Origin of the sequence: Agrobacterium tumefaciens str. B6, assembly GCF_001541315.1 — a bacterium.
Lineage (GTDB): Bacteria > Pseudomonadota > Alphaproteobacteria > Rhizobiales > Rhizobiaceae > Agrobacterium > Agrobacterium radiobacter.
The window spans coordinates 14573-38196 of the sequence record NZ_LMVK01000052.1 but is presented as its reverse complement, the minus strand read 5'-3'; the positions used below and the strand labels follow the sequence as shown (position 1 = coordinate 38196).

Sequence of the window (23624 nt, the reverse complement as noted above, 5' to 3'; positions counted from 1 at the left end):
AGATGGCATCGACGATTGCTTCGGGGGTCGTCTGTGGCGAGCGCGACGAGGGTTTGCTCGATAAAATCGGGAAGTGGCATGACGCGTGGGTCACCGCTTTTGTAGATCAGATCGGTGTCCACCCACGGCGGTGCGATTTCCTGCACCCGAACGCTGGTGTCGCGCAGTTGAAAACTGCTGCGACAGAGCAAAGGAATGAAGCGCTGCTTTGGTCGCCGAGTAGATCGCGTTACCTTTTCGGGCTTCCTCTCTGAGAATGAACGTAGCCCTCTTCATGAATGGCTTTTTATCTATCTCCCTCAGCGTGGTGCGTCACTCCATCTGCGCGCTCCCCAGTAACGCGACACCGAACATTGATGGCGATCAGCGGCAGGTGAACCCACCGTCGACAGGCAGCGAAACGCCAGTAATCATTGAGGCTGCGTCGCTAAGCAAAAAGACGATGGGTGCGGCGATTTCCGCTTCGCTGGCCCAGCGGCCAAGCGGCATCTGCTTCAGGAAAGGCTCGGCCACATGCGGCTGGCTCCAGTGGCCAGACGAGATCGGCGTCATGACGACGGTTGGATTGACGCTGTTGACGCGGATATTATAGCGGCCGAGCTCCAGCGCCGAGCAGCGGGTAATGTTGTCAAGAGCTGCTTTGGACGAGCCGTAGGAAATGTGGCCCGGCAACGCCACAAGGGCTGCCTGGCTGGACACGTTGACGATGGCGCCGCCCTTGCCGAGCCTCACCATGGACTGGCTGGCATATTTCGTCACCAGCAGCGCACCACGCGCATTAATGGTGATGACCTTGTCGAAAATGGCGATATCCGTGTCCATCGGCGTGGCGATCTCACCGCCGAAACCGCCGCAATTGACGACCCCCCATAGATCCAGCCCCTCCAGCGCGGCGCGGATTTCTTCGTCGCGGGCGAGATCGAACGCCAGTGTGCGGCAACCGGTTTCTTTCGCGATGGCCGCGAGCGCCTCTTGCGAACGCCCTGCCGCGATGACATCGGCATTGGCGCGCACGAGATGGCGAACCGTTTCCCCGCCAATACCGCCGCTTCCGCCCGTCACAAGGATCGTTCTGCCCTGAAAATCCGTCATTTCCTGTCTTCCTCCCTCATGGCGCCGAAGATTCCGCGCCCTTCACAACGTTTCAATTGATCCGCACCGCTTCAGTCTCCTGCGCGATCTTCATATCCCGGGACACTCTCTGCCCGTTCGCATCGAACAGATGGCAAGCGGCGGCCGGGAACGACACGGCTACGCGGTCGCCCGCGCGCGCCATGCGGCCAAGACTGTCTCTTATGGTGATCGTTTCCTCGCCCTCGCGGACATGGATGAAAGTATCGCTGCCGAGCAGTTCGACCATCGTCGCTTTCATCGGACAGGACTGTCCGCCCTGCCCGTCGCCGATTGCAATATGTTCGGGGCGGATGCCGAGGGTAACGGTGTCGCCAGATTCAAGCGGCCTTGAAACCGCAATGTCTAGGGAGGGGCCGGTCGCGAGAGACACGGTGGCGATGCCTTCTGCGACGGCGACAACGCGCGCTTTCAGAAGGTTCATGGCGGGCGAACCGATGAAACCCGCGACGAAAAGATTGGCGGGACGCTGGTAGAGCGCAAGCGGTGAGCCGATCTGCTCGATACGGCCGCCATTCATGACGACGATCTTGTCGGCAAGCGTCATCGCCTCCACCTGGTCGTGCGTGACATAGATCATCGTGCAGCCAAGTTCCGCCTTCAGCCGCGCGATTTCCACCCGCATGCCGACGCGCAGAGCCGCATCGAGGTTGGAAAGCGGTTCATCGAGCAGGAACAGCTTCGGCTTGCGCGTCATCGCGCGGCCGATGGCGACACGCTGGCGCTGACCGCCGGACAATTCGCGCGGCTTGCGTTTCAGATAGCTCGAAAGCTTGAGTTTGCCGGTCGCCCGGGCCACCCGCTCCCCGATTTCAGCCGCTGGCGTCCGGGCGATTTCCAGCCCGAACCCGATATTGCGGGCAACATTCATATGAGGATAAAGCGCATAGGACTGGAAAACCATGGCGACGCCGCGTTCGGGCGGCTCGGCATCACTCATATCCGCGCCATCCACCAGCACGCGGCCCGAACTGATCGGCTCCAGCCCGGCGATGATGCGCAGCAGCGTGGATTTTCCGCAGCCCGACGGGCCGACCAGCACGCAGAATTCGCCATCCTCTATAGTCAGCGACAACTCGGGAATGACCGTCAGGCTGCCGAAGGCCTTTGTGATTTTGTCGATCGAAAGCATCGCCATGGGTCTAGCCTTTCACCGCGCCGGCAGTCAGGCCGCGCACGAAGGCGCGCTGCACCAGCACATAAAGAAGAATGAGGGGAAGCGCGATCAGCGTCAGCACCGCAAACAGCGCGCCGGGATTGGCCATGTAGAGGCCGGAATATTGCATCGGTACGATGGTGAGCGTCTTCATCTCGCTTTTCGTCAGCACGATCAGCGCCAGGAAAAATTCGTTCCAGGTGACGATGAACTGCCAGATGGTGACGAAAACCAGCGCCGGGCGCACCAGCGGCAGCGCCACATGCCAGTAGGTCTGCCAGGCGTTGCAGCCATCCACCTTGGCCGCCTCGAACAGTTCACGCGGCGCGTCTTCCATGAAGGATTTCAGGATGACCATGGCGAAGGGCACGCCGAGGGCGGCATAGGGCAATATGAGGCCGATATAGGTGTTCACCCAGCCGAAATTCTTCAGGAGAATGGCAAGCGGCAACACCATCGAGGCGAGCGGCACCATCAGCGTGGTCAGAAGCGTGGTGTAGAGGAACAGCGTGCCTTTGAGCCGAAGGATGGCGATGGAGAAGGCAAAAAGCGACGATACGGCGACCACGATCACCACCGTCGCGACGGTCACGATCAGGCTGTTCAGGAAGATGCCGCCGAGCGGATTGTCGCGGATGACCGTGATGAAATTGTCGAAGGTCACCGGCCATGTGAAGAGCGCGGCGTCAAAAGCCTGCGCCGGCGTTCTCAGACCAACGGACAGCATATAGACCTGCGGGACCATCCAGATGCCGAGCACGATGAACAGCACCGCATGAATGAGAAGGCCGCGTGCGCGGTTGCGGGCAAAAGCCGTCATGACCGATCCTTTCCGGCGGGCGTCAGCCGCGCGCCCAGCGCCACGATCTGCAGCAGCGAAAGGCCAAGCGCCACGACAAGAACAATCACGGAAAGCGCAGCACCGCTGCCGGTATCGCCCAGCACAAAGCTCTGCTTGAAGATGAAGGTGCCGAAAACCTCGCTTGCCCGGTTCGGGCCGCCCCCGGTCATCAGATGCACGATGGGAAAGGTCTGAAGGGTGCCGATGACGCCGAGAAGCAGCAACGACTTCGTGGCGGGCGCCAGCATGGGAACCACGACATGGGCGGCGAGTTTCAAACCCTTCGCGCCATCGATGCGCGCCGCATCCAGCACTTCAGACGGCATGTTGGCGATGCCGGCGATATACATCAGCATGGAAAACCCGGTCCACTGCCAGATATTGACGACGATGAGGGCATAGATCGCCGTTTTGGGATCGCCGATCGGCGAGGTCGACATGACGATGCCGGCATATTTCAGATATTCCTGCGCGATGCCGTAATAGGGCGCGTAAATCTGTACCCAGACAAGGCTGACCACCGAAACGGAAGTGACGACGGGCAGGAAGAACATGGTGCGGAAGAAACCGCGCAGCCGGTCCGTATGCCGTTCGATGAACCAGGCGAGCACCCCGCCCACCAGCATCTGGACCGGAATGGTGATGACACCCCAGAGCGCCATGTTGCGCACGACGGTCCAGAAGGTGGGGTCACCAATAACCGTGGCGTAATTCGAAAATCCCGCAAAGCTGCGCGCCTCGCCGGAAGCCGCATAGAAGCTCTGTCCCGTCACCCAAAGGATTGGATAGGCAATGAAAACGACGAACAGCAGAACGGCAGGAAGGGCGAAGACATAGAGCATGGACGTCCTCGAAACTTTGCTGCGTTCAATGATAACAGGCGTAGCGCCGGCCCTTAAAACTTCTGCACGCATGGGTTCTCACCGATTGATAATCACGCCGCCATCAAACGAAACGGCATCGAAAGGTGTTGAAGCGCACCTGGGAGGTCTTGTCGTGGTCGATGCGCTTCAACCCGCCGGGCGCATTTGGCAGCGCCCGGCATCTTGAGGCCGCCTGTCACTTGGACGCGAGCGCTTTTTTGGTCGCCTCGTCCACCTTGGCCAGCGCGGCCTCGGCTTCGATGCTGCCGGCGGCGACGCCCGCCAGGGCGTTGTCCAGCGCCTCGGCCACGGCCGGCGAAGAAAAGCGCTGGTTTTCAGCCTTGGGCAGATCTGCCATGAACCGCGCCGACAATTGCTTGACGTGGTCGGTAATATCGCCCTTCGGCGTATGGCCTTCGAAGGCCGGCAGATCGTTCAGGTCGTTCAGCGCCTCCTGCAGACCAACACCGTTGGTCAGCTCGGCAAGGAAGGTCCATGCGGCGTCATTCTTGCCGCCATTTTTCGTCAGGCCGTAACCGATGTCGATGCCGCCGACAGGCGGGCTTGCCTTGTTGCCCTCCTTGACGGGTGGCATGTAGAAAAAGTCGAACCCGTCCATGTTCTGTACATAGTCGGAGAGCGGCGGCGGGAACTTGCTTTCCTGCATCCACCAGGAGCCAAGCGCCATCATGCCCACCTTGCCCTGTGCGAAGAGCTGCGCGCCGGTCGGATAGGCATGCGCGCCAAGCGCGCCCTGCTGGAAGATGCCGTCATCAAAGAGGCCCTTCCACGCCTTCATGGCGGCCACCAGCTCCGGGGCGGTCCACGGCGTTTCACCCGCCTGCGCCTTGTCGACGATGCCGGGGGAAAACTGGTTGGCGAGCATCAGGAAGACGTTTTCGTTCTGCCAGCCGTCCGCAGCCCCCTGAAACATCGGGATGAGGCCGTTATCGCTTAGCGCCTTGGCGGCAGCCTTCAGTTCCGCATAGGTCTTCGGCACAGCGATATTGTGTTTTTCGAAGAGCTTACGGTTGTACCAGATGCAGAGAACCTGCGATTCCTGGGGAATGATGTAGAAATTCTTGTCGCCGGCGGGATTGCCCATCAACATCTGTTTGCGGTTGACGGGGAAAATCTTCTCCTCCCACGTTGCACCCCATTGTTTGGCGGCGCGGTCGTTTACGGGCTCGAGATTATCGCGATATTGCTGCGTGAGGGACCCCGGCTGCAGGCCGATGATGTCAGGCAAACTCCCGGATGCCGCCGCCGCCTTCAGCGCCGTGATATATTCCGGAGAATAATTGTAATAGGTGTAGTTCACCTTCACGTCGGGATGGGCCTTCTCGAAGGCCGCGATCGACTTCTTCATGGTGCTTTGCACGAACCATGACCATACGGTCACTTCTTTCTGCGCAGCACTCGCGACAGCAGCGGACAGAACGGCAGTCAGAACTGTCGTTGCAAGAAACAACGTCTTCCTCATCATATTCCTCCCTTTATTGTTTAAAGACGCATTGTTTAAAGATGCCGGCGGACCCGCCGCCCTATTTTGTCGCGGCCCTCCCAAGAGCCGCGTTCACTCGAAATGCCAGCAGCTATCAGGCTGCCTTGGCCGCCGCCGCTTTCAGCACATCCTCGGTAATGACGCGGTCGTCAGCGAGCGGGCGTACCGGGGAAAGCCCCAGTGTCTGCAGCTCGCCATGATAGGCGCGAACCGCCTCTTCCGGCTTCAGGGCGCCGTCGGCAACCGCGCGCATCAGCACGATCAGATTGAGCGGTGCTTCAGCCAGATTGATCTTGCGCCCGAACAGCGCGAGCCGCGCGCCGTAACGCTCCGACTGCGCCACCAGCTCAAACGTATCGCGGGTGGTGCCCGCTCCGCCACCAAGAACGCCGACGATCAGCTCGGAATCGAACGAGGCGAGTTCCTCCAGCGCCTTCGGCCCGTTATAGGGCATCTTGAGAAACAGCGGTCGCTCGGCACGCGGCACGCTCGCCAGCGACTTGATGATGTGGTCATTGACAAACTCGCCGGTCTGCTCGCGCGTAAGACCGATATCGACATTCGGGTTGAAGACCTCATAGAAATATTTGAAATTGTGCTTCGACGCTTCGGCGCGGAACTCGGCGAAAGCTTTCAGCGTGCATATGTCGCGGTCGAGATCGTTGGTGAAGCACACCGAATAAAGGCAGAGATCGGTGCCCGAGGTCGGATAGTTGGCGATGGCGCGGGCAAGGCCCGTATCGCGGAACGGGACGGATGGCGACTGTGTATAGGTGCCATGCCGCACGCCACCCCAGCACATGCTTTCGAGATTGCCGCGAATGGCCGGTTTCACCTCGCTGCCGGAAAACGCGCCGCGCTCGTCCAGCAGATCGAGATTGGACTGCGACACCAGCATGATGTCGACCACATTCTGGTCGATGATCTCCTCGATCTGGGTGATGAATTCCTGGCGGGTGCGACGCCGTGGCGGCTTGACGGAATAATCGAAACCGGTGGCGGAGACACCCGCGCCGACATCGCTGTCCTTCGCATCGGCAATGATAAAATCAGTCGGTTTGTAACGCCCTGCGCGAATATTCGCCAGTTTTCTGTCGAGTCTCGTGACCATCGTAGCCCTCAATGAATGTTGGAGTTCGGCTGCCAGCGCTTCGATTGCGACCGCAGACTTGCATTTATAAACGGCCACTTCTCATATTCTGTCAATAGCTATCTTTTTCTATCTAAACAAAGGCAGTTCACCCCATATTCTTGAACGAAGGATGAAGTCCAAAATTTCCAAAATTCGAATTTTATAAAAATAAATCAATATTTTAAATCTCCATGCAGACGTCTTCCAGCGCATTTTCATACCACATCAACAAAACATCGGGGCCACAACAAACATCCCTCACACAATTGAAATGTCTTTATTTTTTTAGGAATTGGTAGTCAAAACGCCATTCAAGACGTTCGCATGCGCAAAACATGTGCTGCGCCGCTTTAAAAATGCGCTGCATTGCGCAAATTCTGGCAAAATAGCATTTTCAGCGCAAAATCTCGTTGACGATTTGAGAGATAATGGTAGCAATTGACATCATTGCCGCGTGAGGAGGAGATACTCGGCTATGGGTGACGTTTTTACAGGCGACTGGGGGGAGCGTTATGTCGCGCTTGCAGATCCGCGCTCCGGCCCGATTGGAACATCGGCGCTTTCGCGGGCGGGGCTGTTTTTGTGCGGCATGTCCACCTGTGTCGATGCACGGGTCGACATGCACAATATGCAGCCGCTTCTTAATGCTCCAGCCGAAACGCCGGCGGGTCAATTCGCCGCCATGTTGCTGGCGCGCGCCGCAAAGGGTATCGGCGGCGAAGTACGCGCCGACTGGGGGGACGGCCCGCAATGGCTGCGCGACCATCTGGATGTTCGCTACGCGCTGGGCGGCACCGGTCCACAGGCAGCCTGGGTGCTTTCGCGGCTCGGCGTCGCGTCTCTTGTGGCACTGGAGGACCGCCACGAGCAGCAGCTTCGCCAGATCCCGCCGGGCGTTTTATTGGCCGAGGGCAATGCGCTCAAAACTGCGGCGGAAGTGACGCCGACAGAACTGCATATCCCTGAAATATTCATTTTCGAATTCACGGCGGGCAAGCCTATCGGTGCGCTTATCCCCAATCGTTCGACACGCATCATCGTACGTTTCTGTGATCGCGGTATCCAGCATGATGCGGCATTCGAGGCGGTATCACGAAAGCGCGCCTCCACCGCCGCTGCCGGCCTTCTGTCCGGCCTTAACGATGAAGCAGCCGAAAATGTCGGCGCCGCCGCCCGCCATGTCTTTGCGCTCAGCCGCGACTGGATGGATGCGGGCTTAAAGACGGTGCATTTCGAGCTTGCCGGTTATGCTTCGCAGGACGCCGTAAGCGAGCTGCTCGATCAGGCCAGGGGCGCAATCAATTCGCTCGGCATGAGCCATTCGGAACTGCTGGCAATGGATAGCGCCGCCCAGCATCCGATGGAGGCGCTGATCGCTCTTGGAGACCGGCTGGATATAGACCGCGTCTGCGTGCATGCCGACACCTGGGCCGCCGCTGTGACACGCAATGACCCCGACGAGGAGGAACTGGCGCTGATGGCCGGATGCGCCATTGCCAGCGCCCGGGCCGCCAATGGGGAGCCGGCAAACGCGATCCGTACCGATGCGCTGGCGCAGTTCCACGCGTTGCCCTTCGACAATCGCGTGCGGAAAGGCCGCTGGACCTTTGTTGCCTGCGCCTCGCCTTATGTTGAAAAGCCCGCCACCACGCTCGGCCTCGGCGACAGTTTCACGGCCGGGTGCCTTCTCGTTCTCGGCAATCCCGGCGTCGCGACCGTACCTGCCCTCAAACAGGCCTGAAGGAAAATACGATGTTTCTCGAACGATTTCGTCTGGATGGAAAAACCGCCTTCATCACCGGCGGCGGGCGCGGCATCGGCCTTGCGACGGCGCAAGCGCTGGCGGAAGCAGGCGCGCATGTCATCATTTCCGACATGAATGCCGAGGTGCTGGAGACGAGTCTGTCAGAACTGAAGGCACAAGGCCATGCGGCGGACGCCATGCAACTGGATGTCACGGATGCGAAAGCCGTAGCCGAGGCCGCGCGGGCCGCCAACGACCGCTTCGGCGCCGTCGACATCCTGATCGCCAATGCCGGCATCGCCTGGCCGGACACACCGGGCGAAGAGATGAGCGACGAGGTTTGGCTGAAGGTGGTGGATGTCGATCTCAACGGCGCTTACTGGTCATGCCGTGAATTCGCCCGGCCGATGCTGGCGCGCGGACGCGGTTCCATCGTTACCCTCGGTTCGATGTCCGGATTGATTTCCAACAAGCCGCAGCGGCAGGTGCATTACAACACGGCCAAGGCCGCCGTTCACCACATGACGCGCTGCCTCGCAGGCGAATGGGCTGAGCGCGGCGTTCGGGTCAATTGCGTTGCACCCACCTATGTCGACACCGTCATGTCGCGTGGCGGCTTTTCAGATGAAACCCTGATGCCGGTCTGGATGGAGATGACGCCGATGAAGCGCGTCGCAAGGCCCGATGAGATTGCCGCGCCGATCCTGTTTCTGGCGTCGGACGCCGCCAGCGCCATGACGGGCACAATCGTTGCGGTGGATTGCGGATACACGATTTGGTAGAGCTTGACGGACATTGGAGAGAATCGGCGCGTTTTTGCGGGCCGAAAACCGGGTGATTGCATGGAGTCTTCGAGCAAGCGTGTTGATATGGTTCCCGCCAAAAGACGGGCGCTCATTCTGGAGCACCTGCGCATCAATGGCGCGGCGGGCATTCAGGAGCTCGCGGATACGATCGGCGGATCGCAATCGACCGTGCGGCGTGATCTCGAGCATCTGGTGGAAAAAGGCTATCTCGAGCGCACCCACGGCGGTGCGCATCTGTTGCAGCCGATGCGTGCGACCTTCGAACGGGAGATGACGGTCAATGCGGCGCTTCAGCACGCGGAAAAAGTTGCGATCGGCCGCGAGGCGGCGGAGCGGCTGAGTGCCGGCGACAGCGTCATCTTCGACAGCTCCTCGACGGTCATGGAGGCGGTGCGGGCCGCCGCCGAACGCGACCTTCCGTTGACGGTGGTGACCAACAGCCTGCAGATCGCCGATTTCGCCGCCGACATCAAATCCTGGCGCACCATCCTGCCGGGCGGCACGGTGCGGCCGGGGCACCGCCACCTGGCAGGCGAGCCGGGAGAAAGCTTCATCAAAACGCTGCATGCCGATATCTGCATGACGGGGGCTTCGGCGGTTACCGGCACGCTGCTGACGGAAACTTCGCTGGAAGTGGCTTCGCTCAAGCGCGCCATGATCGCCGCGGCCCGCAGGACCGTGCTTCTGGTCGACAGCTCGAAATTCGCGGCGCCCGGGTTCTGCACGCTTTCGGATATTTCGCAGATAGATGAGGTCATCACCGATAACGGCATTTCGCAGGATGCGATGACCTCGCTCAAAGCTACGGAGTGCAAGGTGACGCTGGTTTCGCCCGCCGCCCCTGCGCCATTGACCTGACGAACCGCCATTGCCATCGCTAAATTCACTGTGCCGGCTCGGTGTTCGTCGACTCCGGTTGCGAATGTGCATTTTGACGTGCGGCAAACAGGTGAAGCGAGCGCATGGCTCGCCGGAGCACCTCGTCCGCCGCAAGCCGGCGATATTCGGCATAAAGCGTCTCGTATTTTTCGAAATGGCGCAGGTTCGGCACAAATTCGCGTAGGCTGCGCGCACCGAGCCTTTCCGCGCCCTCGGCAAAAGAGCCAACAAGCCCGGTCGCCACCGCCGCATGGATTGCCGCGCCGAGCGCCGTCGGGTTCTCCACATCAGGAACCTCGACCGTACGTCCGAACACATCCGCCATCGTCTGCACCAGAAACGGGTTGCTGCGGGCCAGACCGCTCGTCATCACGATACGGCTGATCGGCACGCCGCCCGCTATCGCCATGTCCAGAATCGATCGCGTGCCGAAACACAGCGCCTCGATCAGCGCCCGGTAAATTCCGGCCGAGGTCGATTTCAGGCTGAGGCCCACCAGCAATCCCGACAGCATGGAGTCGGCCAGCGGAATGCGGTTTCCCGCAAACCAGTCGAGCGCCAGAACACCGCCCTCGCCCGGACTGACCGCCTGCGCCGCCTCATTATGCAGGGCGAAGTTGCGGGAAAGATCTTCATCGCGCGGAAAGGTTTTCACATACCAGGCCAGCATATCGCCGAACGCCGCCTGCCCCGCCTCGTAACACCACAAATCCGGCAGGGCAGCACCGAAGGCCGCCCCGTCGAGCCCCGGCGGCAGACCGCGTCCCTCGCCGTCCAGAATGAGAAAACCGGCAGAGGTTCCGAGCGCGCCGACAAAAACACCGGGACCGACGGCGCCGACCGCAGGCAGAACGACATGGCTGTCGATAACCGAAACCGCAACGATGGCGTCGCCTTTAATTCCGGTGCGGCGACGCCATTCCGGCGTCAGGGAACCGGCCGGGCTACCGACCTGAAGCGGTTTCGAAAGGCGCTCCGCAAGTCCCGGCACCACGTCTTCCGGATAGCCGGTTTCCCGCGAAAATTGCGCCTTGTAGGCGGCGAAATCGAGGCTTCGCGCCTCATTGCCGGTAAGCTGCCAGACCAGCCAGTCCCCGGCCTCGATGAAGCGCCCGGTTTCGGCCCACAATGCGGGTGCTTCAGCGCGCATTTGCGCCGCCTTGGCAAGCATCCATTCGCCGGAAAGCTTCCCGCCGAAGTTTCCAAGGTAATCACCGCCCAAAGCATTGATCGCATCGGCATCAGCCTGCGCCGAATGTTTCCAGAGCTTCACATAGGCATGCGGTTCATCCGGATAAAGCGCTGAAAGCGCCGTACCGTCGGCGCGTGCGGGCATGGGGGAAGACGCGGTGAAATCGATACCTATTCCCGCAACATTGCGACCGTTACCGAGCGCCGACAGAATGATCTCGGCGGCTTCCGTGTAATCGTCTGCGACCTGGAGCACGAAATTGGCGGGCAGGCTTCGACCGCGCAGCGAATGCGTCAGAATGCCGTTGCGATACGGATGGACATGGTGGCCTTCCTGCGCGCCGGTGCGGGCATTGACGAGAATGCCGCGCGCCGATTCCGAGCCGAAATCCATGCCGATCATATAGGTATCGGCCATGATCTCACGCCCCCCGGCGACTGCTGCAAATATGGTGTGGGCATCATTCAGGGGCATGGGATCTCGCAATTGGGTAGAACTGAAACACTGCCGTTCTTCACGCTGCCATTCTTCACGTTGTCGGGCTGGCAGCGGCATGGGCGCGCCGGCCCGGCGGATCGAGATCGGCAGCAGCCATGGCGCCGGTCATGATCGCCACGGCATCCGACATGGTGATGTCTCGCGGATTGATGACGGCCGCCCGCCTACCGAGCCTGTGGATGTGGATACGGTCGGCGATTTCAAACACATGCGGCATGTTGTGGCTGATAAGCACGATCGACAGGCCCTTGTCGCGAATGCCGAGGATCATGTCGAGAACCTTGCGGGATTCCTTGACACCAAGAGCTGCGGTCGGCTCGTCGAGAATGACGACGCGCCCACCGAACGCGCAGGCACGGGCAACGGCAATGCCCTGCCGCTGCCCGCCGGACAGCGTTTCGACGCTCTGGTGAATGTCCTGCACTGTCATCAAACCGAGGTTCGACAGGTGTCGCCGCGCTTCGGTCGCCATGCGGGGGCGGTCCAGCAGACGAAAGACCGATCCGCCGATGCCGGACACACGCATTTCGCGCCCGAGGAAAAGATTGTCCGCGATGGAAAGTGCCGGCGAAAGGGCAAGGTTCTGAAACACCGTTTCGATACCGGCGGAGCGCGCATCCATCGGCGTTCTGAAATCGACACGTTTGCCCTCCAGCCGGACTTCGCCGCTGTCGGGGATAATCGCGCCGGCAAGCGCCTTGATGAGCGTGGATTTTCCGGCGCCATTGTCTCCGATCACGGCAAGAATTTCGCCGCGACTCAATTCGAAGTCCGCCCCGTTGAGGGCAACGACATTGCCGTACCGTTTGGTCAGCCCGCGACCTTCGAGCGCAAGTTCGCCTGTCATGCCGAAACTCTCCGGAGCCACTGGTCGACGCCGACGGCCGCCACGATCAGAATGCCGACAGCGAATTCCTGCCACAGCGCATCGAGGCCCGCGAGTGCGAGACCGTTTCTAAAGACCCCCACGATCAGCGCGCCGATCAGGGTGCCAATGATGGTGCCGCGTCCGCCGAACAGCGAAGTTCCGCCGATCACCGTCGCGGTGATCGAATCCAGATTGGCAGTCGATCCGGAGGTCGGGCTGATTGCGCCGACCCGGCCGATCAACGCCCAGGCGCCGATGGCGGAGATGAGACCCGCGCAGGCATATACCGCCAGCAACACGCGGCGCGTATCGATGCCCGCAAGCGTCGCCGCATCCGGGTCATCCCCGGTCGCATAGACATGGCGGCCGAAGGCGGTGCGGTTCAGCACGTACCAGGCGAGAGCGGCAAGAGCGAGCATCAGCACGGTTCCGAGCGTAATGCGAGCGCCGCCGAACTGGATTGCAGCCCCCATCCATTGCAGGATCGGTGCAACCTCCGCCACCTCCTGGCTACGGATGGTCTGGCTGCCGGAATACCAGAGGTTCAGCGCCCCGAAGACGCTCCAGCTCCCGAGGGTGACGATGAAAGGCGGAAGACGCACATATGTTATGAGAAACCCGTTGATGAGGCCGCAACCCAGCCCGCCGCCGAGCCCGATAAGGAAGGCGAGTTCTGGTGGCAACCCGGCTGTAATGGCAAGGCGGCCCATGAGCGTCGAGGTCAATACCATGATGGCGCCGACCGACAGGTCGATGCCTGCCGTCAGGATCACCAGCGTCTGGGCGATGCCGATAATGCCGATGATGGTGACCTGTTGAAGAATGAGCGAAAGATTGAAAGGCTGAAAGAACCGTGAGCCAACGATGATGGAAAACACCCCAACGCTGGCTGCAAGAACAATGAACGGCACCACCGTTGGATTGCCGTGCAGGAAACGTTGCAGCCTCCGAAGCGGGCTCGTGTCCTGATCCTCGAACACGGCATGAGATGTTTCTTTTCCTATCGAACCGGCCTCAAAGCCTGCCGGACCAGTCGAAGCATGTTTGCTGGGTTCAGTCATCGAGATACACCCTTCGCAGGTCTACGGCTTCAACCCGGACACAGGACCGGCTGCCGGAAAATGCGATGCACGGATTAAACACGTTGGAGCGCCTTTTTCACATCCGCAGGGAAGTGCGGCATTCTGTTACGGCAAATTTTTAAAAGCGTGGCCAGACGGTGTTTATTCGGAAACTGACCTGGCCAGGAGTGACGCCCCGCGGCTTAGAGAGGACGGGGCGTCAAAGGCTAGTCAGCCCCAGCAGGCCTTCAGCGCTTCATCGGAAGTGATCGAGTCAACGCCGGCAACCGGCTTGTCAGTGACGAGCGTGACGCCGGTGTTGAAGAACGGCAGGCCGGGGCTGGCCTCAGGCTTCTTGCCGGACTTCACATATTCGACGATCGCATCGACTCCAAGCGACGCCATCTTGAGCGGATATTGCATCGACGTTGCGCCGATCACGCCCGCCTTCACGTTTTTTACGCCAGGGCAACCACCATCCACCGAGGTGATTATGACGGAGTCCTGCTTGCCGGTCGCCTTCAACGCTTCATAAGCGCCGGCCGCGGTCGGCTCGTTGATGGTGTAGACCACATTCAGATCGCTGTCTTTCTGGAGAAGCGTTTCCATGCCGGTGCGGCCGCCCTCTTCAGATCCCTGCCCCCACTGGTGGCCGACGATGCGCTTGTCGTCTTCATCCAGATAACGCGTCACGTCCTTGGGATCGATGCCGAAACCCTTCATGAAGCCCTGATCGCGGGCGACATCCACCGTCGGCTGGTTTTCAAGCGCATCGATAAAGGCGACCTTGGCCTTGGAAGCATCGCCGACCGTTTTGGCGGCCCAGGAGCCGATCAGTTCACCCGCTTTGAAATTGTCGGTCGCAAAGGTCGCATCGGCGGCATCGGCGGGTTCCAACGGCGTATCGAGCGCGATGACGAGGATACCCGCCTTACGGGCCTGCTCCACCACCGGCACCACCGCCTTGGTGTCGCTCGCCACCATCAGAATGCCTTTTGCACCGGCAGAGATCAGGTTTTCGACGGCAGCTACCTGGCTTTCATTATCGCCGTCGAACTTGCCGGCGAAACTCTGGATCTTCACACCACCCAGTTCCTTGGCCTTCAAGGTTGCGCCTTCGCGGATCTTGGCAAAAAACGGATTGGCTTCGGTTTTTGTGATAACGCCGATAAGGATGTCTTCAGCCTGTGCGTTCAAGGGAATGAAGGCAAGGCTTACCCCCAAGGCGAGCGCTGCGGCGCCCAGGCGTCCGGACATGGCAAAACTGCCCGCAGAAGCGGGTTTTTCAAAAAACTTCATTTGAAATCCTCCCAGATTACCAAGCGCTCCCTCCCATCCGGAGGACGCAATCAGTCTTGGCGCGATTATTACTGACCACAATTATGCATACTGTCAACATTATCTAGTTACCATTTTGTATTTTTTTATACATATATCGGGAGCAATATCGGAAATTTCGGATTATAAGGGGATTTTCTACCAAATGTTGGTAAGCAGTCTCGTCAGGCACGCGGCCGCATGCCAGACACTCAAAGACGCTGTGAGGAACGGGAACCGGCAATGGCAAGCACAACCTCCGGACAAGGATCTACCCCTCGCGAATGGCAGGGCGATCTCAACGCGATCAAGGCAAGCGCCGCGCTGCTGTCGCTCGTCGGTTCGGGTCGCGCCCGTTCGCGGAGTGCGCTGACCGAACTTTCCGGTCTCTCGCGGGCGACCGTACACCAGAAACTCGCAGGCCTGATCGATGCGGGGTTGATCCGCGAGACGGAGGAAACGCTTCCGAGTGGCGGACGCCCGACGCGGGCCCTTGATCTCAACCGCGATTTTGCTGTCGTCCTCTCCGTCGACATCGGCGAGCAGCATATCCGCGTCGCCGTCACCGACCTGCAGCCGCGCATCCTCACGGAAATCGCGGAAACGTTCGATATTCTGCGCGGCCCTGCTGTGGTTCTGAACTGGATCGAAGAGCAGTTCGAGGCACTTTTATCGAGGATTGGCAAAACAACCGGCGACGTGCTGGGCATCGGCATAGGCCTGCCCGCTCCTGTAGACTACGCCAACGGCCGGGTCGTCGGTCCTTCCGTGATGGTCGGATGGGACAATTTCGAAATCAGGCAACATCTTGAAGAAAGATTCGGCGTTCCAGTCTACGCCGAAAACGACGTGAACCTTCTGGCGTTGAGCGACCATCGGCAGCGACGGACAAACATCAGCGAGATGGTTTTTGTCAAGGTCGGGACGGGCATCGGCAGCGGCATCATTACGGAAGGCCGCCTTTATCGTGGCGCGCAAGGTGCCGCAGGCGATATCGGCCATATCCAGTTCGCGCGCGAACCCGCACCACTCTGCCGCTGCGGCAAGATCGGCTGCGTCGAGGCACGCGCGGCCGGATGGGCAATCGCACGCGAATTGCGGAGAGAGGGCATCGAGGCGCACACCGCCCGTGACGTGACCCGACTGGTGGAGCTTGGCCAACCGCTTGCCATCCACCTCGTCAGGGAATCCGGTCGCATTCTCGGCGAGGTCATGACGAGCCTCGTGAGCATCCTCAACCCGCAGATGATCGTCATCGGCGGCACACTTGCGATCGTCAACGACCACCTTCTGGCCGGCATACGCGAGCTGGTCTACAAACGCTCGCTTCCACTGGCAACCAGAGAACTGGAGCTGGTGATCTCGCCCCCGGATCCGGACGCAGGCGTCATGGGCGCCGCTATTCTCGTGGTCGAGGAACAGATGAAGGCAAAAAACGTCGAAACGGTGATTTTGCGCCATAGTGCGCACCCGGCGCTTAAGTGAACGAGAAAGCGTGCGTTGTCACGCGTCTCACCTGATTTCTAGCGGTCTCGCCGCCAGATAAGCCCTGCCAGAACGAGCATCATAACGTCTGCCATCGGCGCTGCCGCCCAGATGCCTGTTTTCCCCCAGATCAAGGGAAGTGTCAGGGTCAGTGGAATGGCGAACAGATAGGTTCGGCCCAGCGAGAGGATCGCGGTCTGACGCACCTTCCCAACGGCTTATACATAGCTCGCGGCCATCAGGACAGGACCGAAGGCGAAGTAGGCGGCAACATAGACTGGAACAATCCTGGCCACTTCCAGCGCCACCGTGGCATCACTCACGAAGAGCCATCCAAGGCCATCGCGCGCCAGGCTCAGGGTCAACTGAGTAAGGAGGCCATAAACCGCACTGACACAAATGGCCAAACGCAATGTATCCGACGCCCGATCGGCTTGTCCTGCCCCAATGGTGTTGCCGACAATCGCCTGTAGGGCGAGGCTCATGCCCATAAGGGGCAGAAACGCGAAAGTCATGATACGCATGACGACGCCATATGCGGTCACCATGGTTTCCTGATTGCCAAGATTCAGGCGATGCAATGAGAATAGAACCGCCGCAGAACTCAGGGAGAGACCGATGAAGTTCATGCTTCTCGGTATTCCCAGGGCCAGCATCTCACCCCAACTTCGACCAATCCGAAAACCGACAACTGGCAAAATGCCCTTGCCCGCCATGCGATAGCCAATGATGAGCAAAAGCGCAATTAGCTGTGCCAGCGCAGTTCCGCCAGCAGAACCAGCGGCTCCGAACTGGAAATAGCCTATCAGCAATGCATTGAGAGCAATATTCGCAAGCGTCAGAATTACACCGGCCATGGCCATGAACGCCACGCGCCCCTCGGTGCGGAGCGCGTCCGAATGAACGGTCAGCAGAAACATGACCGGCGCTGCGACAAAGGAGACCGCCAGAAAGCGCCACCCCGTATCGGCGAGGTGCTGGTTGCCACCTGCCATCCAGATAACGATCGCGCCGCCACCGAGGAAAAACAGGGCGATCGTGACCACACCAAGCACGACAGCCAGACCCTGTGCTGAAGCGAGGACCTCACAAGCCTCTGACATGTCATGCGCGCCAAGACGGCGCCCGAGCACGCTGGCCATGCCGGAACCGACAATAGCTGACGCCGCTACCAGTAGCATGGAGAAAGGAAAGACCAGCGTTACCGCACCAAGCGCTTCGGGCCCGACAAAGGCACCCAGTAGCATAGCATCGGCGACGATCAGCATCCCATTGACCATGGTCACAAGGATGATCGGCAGGCTGGTTCGAATAAAAACGGAAGAAATCGATCCACGCAGGAACGAATTGGTCGGCACGGAGACCGAACGGTTTTGCTCACTCATCTCAACATTCCAAAATGGGCAAGTCGGATTTTCTGAGTGGGCGCTTGCATTGCCACCGCACCAACTACCCAAAAGGGGATATTGCGATCAGCTTGAACGAGCAGGAGTTCACCAATGACAGGGCGTCATACAAGCGGCAGGCCTCCTGAAGCCGGGAGATTTATATGACTGCATCGCTACGCGGTCAAGCAAAACCCAGTCGCCCTCATCCTGTTGGCTGAGGGACGACATTTACCCAGAACCGTCAGTTCAGGCTCCACTTCGAGCTGGGCAGCAGGTAGCATAAGTCCGACGGCAGCTTCGGGGGCATCTCGGTGTTCGTCAGAACGGCTGGAAAGAAGGAGCGTTCTTGTCACAAGATTTGTCGCTCCATGGCCAAAGCACCCAGCTTCCAAGCTAAGTTGGGAAGCCGTCACGCTACCTCAAGGTGTGAGGGTTCCATTCCCTGCGCGATAAGCGGCGCAGAAGACTTCGAATGCGGGTGGGAAGTGTTAAGTCGCCGAGCCACGATATCGTGGTTGAGCCACAGGACGGGACCAGAGGGTTCGGAAGATTCGCCAAAAATTAGCTGCCCGGTTGCCTTCACAACGAGACCGCTCAGGAGGTCGCTGATCATCACCTTGCCATCCCGATGCATCTGGGTGATCTCGTTTGACGTGCCAATGGTCAGATCGGCCTGTGCCTGACTGTTTGCCATGGGCCAAGCCGAAAAGACATAGAACGGGCGCATGACCTCGCTGGCCTGCATGGCGGCGATCTTCCGGAAAACATCCTTCATCGTTAAGCCATCGGCCAGAAGCTGCTGGCAGGCCTGCCACTGTTCGTCTGCCCATTGGCCACCGTTTTCTTTCTTCAACGCAAGCAGCAGCGGTATGAGGGGCAGCTCGATACCCGTGAACACATCGGACGAGTTGGTCCGGATTTCGGGACAGTTATAGACAGTTGCCTTGATCCCTGTCGCCCAGGCTTCCTCTGCAATGCCTTCGAGCCGCATCTTCGCATATCCCTGGGTGTAGTTGGTATAGGTCTGCCAACGATAGCTCCCATCGATCAGGACCGCCGATCCATGATAACCATAGGCCGTATATCGCACTTGTCCGCCCGAAGCTTCGACGCGCTCGCGGATCGCCGTGCTGAAATCAATGAGATGGCGAAAGGTGTTTGCGGAGACATCGTCAAAATTCTGTAGAATGAGCTTTCCCATGTCACTGTCGAGCAGGGCCTGCGAAGACATGTGGCGGGCGCCAGTTCCCTTGTAGATTCGATTGGCGACGACCAGGAATACCTTCGCCTTCGGAATGCCCCCAGCGATTGTATGGGCGAAGAAAACATTGCGGCCAGCGCTAATCATTCCGTCTAGAACGGTCATGACCCTTGAAAGCGACTCCGTAAAACGCGCAGTAGCGATGTCGCGGCATTGCCCGACATAGTCCCAGTCGAGCTTGTCGTGTTCCCAGCTCTCCAGCGTCATCTTTGCCAGGAGATCGGTGGGAGTTGGACCGTCTGCGGGCGCATCGAGATCGAAACCCGCCATAAGAGGTATGTTGATAATCCTGCCGCCCAGCTGGGCCTCCGCCGAAGACAGTTCCTCGGCGTCAAGCGGCCGGAGCGCGTTGTTCTCGTCGCGCCGCCCGACGGTGATCCCCACAATCTCCATTCCAGCCCGTCTGGCTTCGTCAAGCAAGCCGGTGGCGTATCCGCGGCCGAATAGTTCGCCGAACAATACGAAAACATCGCCCTTACGGAAGACCGTGTTTTCGGAAAGACTATTCAGTGCAACCGGATTTTCCATACTGTCAACTCTTTGCCTCGCGTATCGTAGAGCAACGGCTCACACGACCTGTGATAAAGACATGACCGCATAGTCGCCGGATGGGAACTCATTTTCGGTGACCGTTCATTTCAAAACGTGAAATCAATCCCCTGTTGTTCTTACACTGCAGCGAAATGCCAAAGCCGTTGGAGACAGGCGCACCGATACCAAAACGAATTACTTCGAAACGCTCGTCTACGGATGCTTGAGAGGCTATCGGCGTTTCCTGAGGCGCAAAGCAACCCTATTTTTTTGTCCCGGGAGGCGGCTTGCATCGAGACTCATGCAATTTACAAAGTTCTTGGTACAAATCGAACTGGCGACACTGCTGTTAACGGAGGCTCCGTTTCCAACGATATGTCGACCCTTCGACATGATGGACATGCGGCGAAACAGCCACCATAGTGTCGAAAAAAGCGGCGCACCAGACCGACGCTCAATAGCGGGGCGAACCAACGGACAGGGGCGAAATGCCGGTGAAGGCCGAACCTTTGCGGGAACGAAGGAACAGTCCGGACAACGTTCCGCCTTGGTCGATATGGGTTCAGCCTGCGTGCTGGCTCGGTTTGATATCCTACTTGCATGAACTGGTTGTCCCTCTCTGGAGGATAAGGCTAATGAAAATGAGATTTCTCGGTGAGGCTGTTCTCGCCTTGATGCTTTCCACCGCGATCGCCTCCGCCCAGCAGGCGTCCGACACGGTTGCACCCGAGAAGGCGACTGATGTTGCGACTGCCAGACGTGTCGAGTCGAAGAGCTTCATGGTGGCGGCGGCCAATCCGCTGGCGGCCGAGGCGGGGCGCGACGTGATCGCCGCAGGCGGTAACGCTATCGATGCGATGGTGGCGGTACAGGCCGTGCTGGGCCTCGTTGAACCGCAAAGTTCTGGTCTCGGCGGCGGTGCGTTCCTGGTCTATTACCACGCGAAAAGCGGCAAGCTGACGACGTTTGACGGCCGGGAGACGGCGCCGACGGAAGCCACGCCAAAGCTCTTCCTGGATGACAAAGGTCAGCCGCTTAAATTCATGGATGCAGTAATTGGCGGCCGTTCCGTTGGCACGCCGGGAACGGTGCGACTCCTGGAGGAAGCCCACAAACGCTATGGAACGGCGGAATGGGCAAGCCTGCTGAAGCCCGCTGAAAAGCTGGCGACGGAAGGTTTCAAAGTGTCGCCGCGTCTTGCCTCCCTGATCGCATCCGAGGGTGATCGGTTGAAAAAATATAAAGAGGCCCGGTCATATTTCTTCGACACCTCCGGGGCCGCATTGCAGACCGGGGCCTGGTTGAAGAACCCGGCTTATGCCGAGACGCTTGCGGCGCTCGCCAAAGGTGGCGCAGATGCCTTTTACAAGGGGAGAATCGCCGAGGCGATCGTCAAGACCGTGCGCGAGGCGGCCGACAATCCCGGCGTGCTGTCGCTTTCCGATCTTTCCAACTATCGCGTCATCGAGCGCGAGCCGGTCTGCTTCATCTATCGTGCTCTCGACGTTTGCGGCATGGGACCGCCGTCTTCGGGCGGCATCGCCATCGGCCAGATGCTCGGCATGGCGGAGAATTTCGATCTCAAGTCCCTAGGGCCGAAAAACGTCGAAAGCTGGCGCATTATCGGCGATGCGCAGCGTCTCGCCTTCGCCGATCGCGAGCGCTATATCGCTGATACCGATTTCGTGCCGGTGCCGATCAAGGGCCTGCTGGACAAGACCTATCTGGCCGAGAGGGCAAAGCTGCTCGACGGCGACAAGGCGTTGGCCAAAGATGCCGTCAAGGCCGGCGAGCCGCAATGGGACCACGCGCAACTTTTCGGCCGGGACGCCGCGCTCGAATTGCCCTCCACAAGCCATTTTGTCATCGTCGACAAGGATGGCAACGTGGTCTCGATGACGACGACGATCGAAAACGGCTTCGGCTCGCGTCTGATGACGAACGGCTTCCTGCTCAATAACGAGTTGACGGACTTTTCCTTCAAGACTCATGACGGTGGCCTGCCGGTCGCCAACCGCGTCGAGCCCGGCAAACGGCCGCGCTCCTCCATGGCCCCAACAATCGTGATGAAGGATGGAAGGCCGCTGCTCGCCATTGGTTCGCCGGGCGGCAGCCAGATCATCGGTTATGTGGCGCAGGCACTGATCGCCTATATTGACTGGAGCATGCCGGTTGAGGCGATCGTCGCCCAGCCGCATCTCATCAACCGCTTCGGCACCTACGACATCGAGGCCGGCACCAGCGCGGAAGATCTGGTCGGGCCGCTGAAGGCGCTGGGCTACGAGGTGAAACCGGGTGAGATGAACTCGGGTTTGCATGCTATCGAGATGACCGCGCAGGGCTTGGCCGGCAGCGCCGATCCACGACGCGAGGGAGCAGTTTTAGGGGAATGAACGCCCCGCCCGCGGAAAGGGCATGAGCGCGAGGCCTTTCCTTAGACGACTTGAATCAGCCTCTCCAGGAACAATTAAGCTAAGTCGCTTTCCTTCATACTGCTATGGCGGGTCCTCTGCAGCTTTGCGCCAATAACAGCCATAGGCGTCTTATCACGCGAGCGCTGTGGCCTCACCAATATCTGGACCGGAAATGGAGAGGCGCCCTGTCCAATCGATAGTCCAAAGCGGATTGACCATTGATCCACTGGAGTCGGCTGGATGCCTTGTACAAATGCATGGGATCGTCACAAGCGTCGGGGTGAAGCAGCTTTTAGCCCACAAACGATTTACCCTTTCGTCTCGCTTACGTAATATCCCTTTTTTAAACGCGCGGGCCTGGTTCTCCGCAAGGTTTCTAAGGCCCATGGGAGATACTCCGTGAAACGACGCCTAGGCATACTGCTCTCATTCTGGCTCGCGCTGCCCACATTCGCTGGCGCCGAAGAAAACGCCGCCCCGCAACATCCCGTGACGATTACCGACATTGCCGGTCGGCGCGTAGAGGTCAACGTTCCCGTTCAGCACATGCTGCTAGGAGAAGGGCGCCAACTCTATCTGATCGCTTCGCTCGACAAGGAAAACCCGTTTCAACGTATCGTCGCCTGGCGCAACGATCTGATCGAAGCTGATCCCGCGACCTACAGACAATATCTCGACAAATTCCCGGCGCTCGCGCAATTGCCCACCTTCAAGGGCCATGAAGGCAGTCTCATCGATATAGAATCCGCCGTCGTCCAGAAACCGGATGTCGTCCTTCTCAATCTTGAAGCGAAACAGGCAAACGAGGAAGCACAATACGTCGAGAAGCTGGCGTCCCTTGATATTCCGGTGCTCTATGTCGATTTCCGCCATTCGCCCCTGAAAAACACCGATCCGACAATCCGGATTCTGGGTGAGATTATGGGGCGAGAAGAAAGAGCGGAAGAAATCATTTCATTCAGGAAGGAGGCAATGGCGCGGGTCGAAAGCGTTCTCGACCGGGTCAAGCCAGTTCGTTCCAAAGTGTTTATCGAGCGCATCGGTGGATATTCCGAGGATTGCTGCCTGACTTTTGGCGCCGAGAATTTTGGAAAATACGTTGAGCTAGCCGGCGGCGATAACATCGGAAGCGAATTCCTGCCATCGACCTTTGGGCAACTCAGCCCTGAACAGGTGGTCGTGTCCAACCCCGATCAGGTGATCGTCACAAGTGCGGACTGGCAGGCTTACGCGCCCGCAGGTCGCTGGATTCCTTTGGGGCCGGGCGCCAACCTCGAACAGGCCCGCAAAAAACTGGAATGGTATCCCGCACGCCATGCCTACACTGGTACAAATGCACAGATAAAGAACAACTTTCATGGCATCTGGCACCAGTTCTATAACAGCCCCTATGAGTTTGTCGCCATCCAATGGATTGCCAAATGGCTTCATCCGGACCTCTTTGCGGACCTTGATCCCGACGAGACATTCGCTGAATACCACAGACGGTTTCTGCCGATCGACTACAAACCCGGCTATGCCGTCAGCTTCGATGCCTCCGCAAAGTAATGCCC

General features: G+C 59.3%; 18 protein-coding genes. 6 read left to right on the top strand and 12 right to left on the bottom strand.

Annotated elements, in window-relative coordinates:
• Positions 1–363 precede the first annotated feature (363 nt).
• The 6 genes from ASB65_RS26035 to ASB65_RS26010 all read right to left on the bottom strand — a co-directional run bounded on the left by ASB65_RS26035 (position 364) and on the right by ASB65_RS26010 (position 6606).
• Positions 364–1092 (bottom strand): SDR family oxidoreductase, encoded by a 729-nt coding sequence (locus tag ASB65_RS26035; RefSeq protein ID WP_060725865.1) that lies wholly within the window; start codon positions 1090–1092, stop codon positions 364–366.
• Positions 1093–1144: 52 nt separating this feature from the next.
• On the bottom strand, positions 1145–2269 hold the full coding sequence (locus ASB65_RS26030; protein ID WP_060725864.1) for an ABC transporter ATP-binding protein: 1125 nt from the start codon (positions 2267–2269) through the stop codon (positions 1145–1147).
• A gap of 4 nt (positions 2270–2273) precedes the next feature.
• Positions 2274–3107: a carbohydrate ABC transporter permease gene (locus ASB65_RS26025; protein WP_060725863.1), complete on the bottom strand. Its 834-nt coding sequence runs from the start codon at positions 3105–3107 to the stop codon at positions 2274–2276.
• Entirely contained in the window at positions 3104–3970 is an 867-nt protein-coding gene (locus tag ASB65_RS26020; protein WP_060725862.1) for a carbohydrate ABC transporter permease, read from the bottom strand. The genes ASB65_RS26025 and ASB65_RS26020 overlap by 4 nt, the downstream gene beginning before the upstream one ends.
• Positions 3971–4187: 217 nt before the next feature.
• The gene (locus ASB65_RS26015; RefSeq protein WP_060725861.1) at positions 4188–5474 is read right to left on the bottom strand and encodes an ABC transporter substrate-binding protein; all 1287 of its coding nucleotides are present in this window, start codon (positions 5472–5474) and stop codon (positions 4188–4190) included.
• A gap of 115 nt (positions 5475–5589) precedes the next feature.
• Positions 5590–6606, bottom strand: a complete 1017-nt coding sequence (locus ASB65_RS26010) for a hypothetical protein (protein WP_060725860.1) — start codon at positions 6604–6606, stop codon at positions 5590–5592.
• A gap of 496 nt (positions 6607–7102) precedes the next feature.
• Between ASB65_RS26010 and ASB65_RS26005 the strand changes: the two genes are divergently transcribed.
• The 3 genes from ASB65_RS26005 to ASB65_RS25995 are packed head-to-tail and all read left to right on the top strand — an operon-like array spanning position 7103 to position 10035.
• Complete coding sequence (locus ASB65_RS26005) at positions 7103–8368, top strand: ADP-dependent glucokinase/phosphofructokinase (RefSeq protein ID WP_060725859.1); 1266 nt, start codon at positions 7103–7105, stop codon at positions 8366–8368.
• A gap of 11 nt (positions 8369–8379) precedes the next feature.
• A complete protein-coding gene (locus ASB65_RS26000) occupies positions 8380–9153 on the top strand; it encodes an SDR family NAD(P)-dependent oxidoreductase (RefSeq protein WP_060725858.1) in 774 nt (257 codons plus the stop codon).
• Between the two features lie 60 nt (positions 9154–9213).
• Positions 9214–10035 (top strand): DeoR/GlpR family DNA-binding transcription regulator, encoded by an 822-nt coding sequence (locus tag ASB65_RS25995; protein WP_003504407.1) that lies wholly within the window; start codon positions 9214–9216, stop codon positions 10033–10035.
• Positions 10036–10060: 25 nt separating this feature from the next.
• On the opposite strand, the gene ASB65_RS25990 is transcribed toward ASB65_RS25995, so the two are convergent.
• The 4 genes from ASB65_RS25990 to ASB65_RS25975 form a co-directional block, all read right to left on the bottom strand.
• A complete protein-coding gene (locus tag ASB65_RS25990; RefSeq protein WP_245301402.1) occupies positions 10061–11722 on the bottom strand; it encodes an FGGY-family carbohydrate kinase in 1662 nt (553 codons plus the stop codon).
• A gap of 55 nt (positions 11723–11777) precedes the next feature.
• Positions 11778–12593 (bottom strand): ATP-binding cassette domain-containing protein, encoded by an 816-nt coding sequence (locus ASB65_RS25985; RefSeq protein ID WP_060725857.1) that lies wholly within the window; start codon positions 12591–12593, stop codon positions 11778–11780.
• On the bottom strand, positions 12590–13675 hold the full coding sequence (locus ASB65_RS25980) for an ABC transporter permease (RefSeq protein ID WP_060725856.1): 1086 nt from the start codon (positions 13673–13675) through the stop codon (positions 12590–12592). The genes ASB65_RS25985 and ASB65_RS25980 overlap by 4 nt, the downstream gene beginning before the upstream one ends.
• Before the next feature lie 231 nt (positions 13676–13906).
• On the bottom strand, positions 13907–14932 hold the full coding sequence (locus tag ASB65_RS25975) for a substrate-binding domain-containing protein (RefSeq protein ID WP_026363355.1): 1026 nt from the start codon (positions 14930–14932) through the stop codon (positions 13907–13909).
• 303 nt (positions 14933–15235) lie between these two features.
• Here ASB65_RS25975 and ASB65_RS25970 point away from each other — a divergent pair, with 303 nt between their 5' ends.
• Positions 15236–16477, top strand: a complete 1242-nt coding sequence (locus ASB65_RS25970) for an ROK family transcriptional regulator (RefSeq protein WP_020008973.1) — start codon at positions 15236–15238, stop codon at positions 16475–16477.
• A gap of 218 nt (positions 16478–16695) precedes the next feature.
• Here ASB65_RS25970 and ASB65_RS25965 read toward each other — a convergent pair whose 3' ends face one another.
• Positions 16696–17862, bottom strand: a complete 1167-nt coding sequence (locus ASB65_RS25965) for an MATE family efflux transporter (RefSeq protein ID WP_236734528.1) — start codon at positions 17860–17862, stop codon at positions 16696–16698.
• Between the two features lie 412 nt (positions 17863–18274).
• Positions 18275–19654 carry an enoyl ACP reductase FabMG family protein gene (locus tag ASB65_RS25960; protein ID WP_060725855.1) on the bottom strand — a complete coding sequence of 460 codons (1380 nt, stop codon included), beginning with the start codon at positions 19652–19654 and terminating at the stop codon, positions 18275–18277.
• Positions 19655–20292: 638 nt separating this feature from the next.
• Here ASB65_RS25960 and ggt point away from each other — a divergent pair.
• On the top strand, positions 20293–22050 hold the full coding sequence (gene ggt, locus ASB65_RS25955; protein ID WP_060725854.1) for a gamma-glutamyltransferase: 1758 nt from the start codon (positions 20293–20295) through the stop codon (positions 22048–22050).
• A gap of 420 nt (positions 22051–22470) precedes the next feature.
• Positions 22471–23619, top strand: a complete 1149-nt coding sequence (locus ASB65_RS25950) for an ABC transporter substrate-binding protein (RefSeq protein WP_376905435.1) — start codon at positions 22471–22473, stop codon at positions 23617–23619.
• The last annotated feature ends 5 nt before the right edge of the window (positions 23620–23624 follow it).

Coding starts and splice junctions, on each gene's coding strand:
- ASB65_RS26035 (WP_060725865.1), bottom strand. CDS start 1,092: ATGACGGATTTTCAGGGCAGAACGATCCTTGTGACGGGCGGAAGCGGC.
- ASB65_RS26030 (WP_060725864.1), bottom strand. CDS start 2,269: ATGGCGATGCTTTCGATCGACAAAATCACAAAGGCCTTCGGCAGCCTG.
- ASB65_RS26025 (WP_060725863.1), bottom strand. CDS start 3,107: ATGACGGCTTTTGCCCGCAACCGCGCACGCGGCCTTCTCATTCATGCG.
- ASB65_RS26020 (WP_060725862.1), bottom strand. CDS start 3,970: ATGCTCTATGTCTTCGCCCTTCCTGCCGTTCTGCTGTTCGTCGTTTTC.
- ASB65_RS26015 (WP_060725861.1), bottom strand. CDS start 5,474: ATGAGGAAGACGTTGTTTCTTGCAACGACAGTTCTGACTGCCGTTCTG.
- ASB65_RS26010 (WP_060725860.1), bottom strand. CDS start 6,606: ATGGTCACGAGACTCGACAGAAAACTGGCGAATATTCGCGCAGGGCGT.
- ASB65_RS26005 (WP_060725859.1), top strand. CDS start 7,103: ATGGGTGACGTTTTTACAGGCGACTGGGGGGAGCGTTATGTCGCGCTT.
- ASB65_RS26000 (WP_060725858.1), top strand. CDS start 8,380: ATGTTTCTCGAACGATTTCGTCTGGATGGAAAAACCGCCTTCATCACC.
- ASB65_RS25995 (WP_003504407.1), top strand. CDS start 9,214: ATGGAGTCTTCGAGCAAGCGTGTTGATATGGTTCCCGCCAAAAGACGG.
- ASB65_RS25990 (WP_245301402.1), bottom strand. CDS start 11,722: ATGCCCCTGAATGATGCCCACACCATATTTGCAGCAGTCGCCGGGGGG.
- ASB65_RS25985 (WP_060725857.1), bottom strand. CDS start 12,593: ATGACAGGCGAACTTGCGCTCGAAGGTCGCGGGCTGACCAAACGGTAC.
- ASB65_RS25980 (WP_060725856.1), bottom strand. CDS start 13,675: ATGACTGAACCCAGCAAACATGCTTCGACTGGTCCGGCAGGCTTTGAG.
- ASB65_RS25975 (WP_026363355.1), bottom strand. CDS start 14,932: ATGTCCGGACGCCTGGGCGCCGCAGCGCTCGCCTTGGGGGTAAGCCTT.
- ASB65_RS25970 (WP_020008973.1), top strand. CDS start 15,236: ATGGCAAGCACAACCTCCGGACAAGGATCTACCCCTCGCGAATGGCAG.
- ASB65_RS25965 (WP_236734528.1), bottom strand. CDS start 17,862: ATGAGTGAGCAAAACCGTTCGGTCTCCGTGCCGACCAATTCGTTCCTG.
- ASB65_RS25960 (WP_060725855.1), bottom strand. CDS start 19,654: ATGGAAAATCCGGTTGCACTGAATAGTCTTTCCGAAAACACGGTCTTC.
- ggt (WP_060725854.1), top strand. CDS start 20,293: ATGAAAATGAGATTTCTCGGTGAGGCTGTTCTCGCCTTGATGCTTTCC.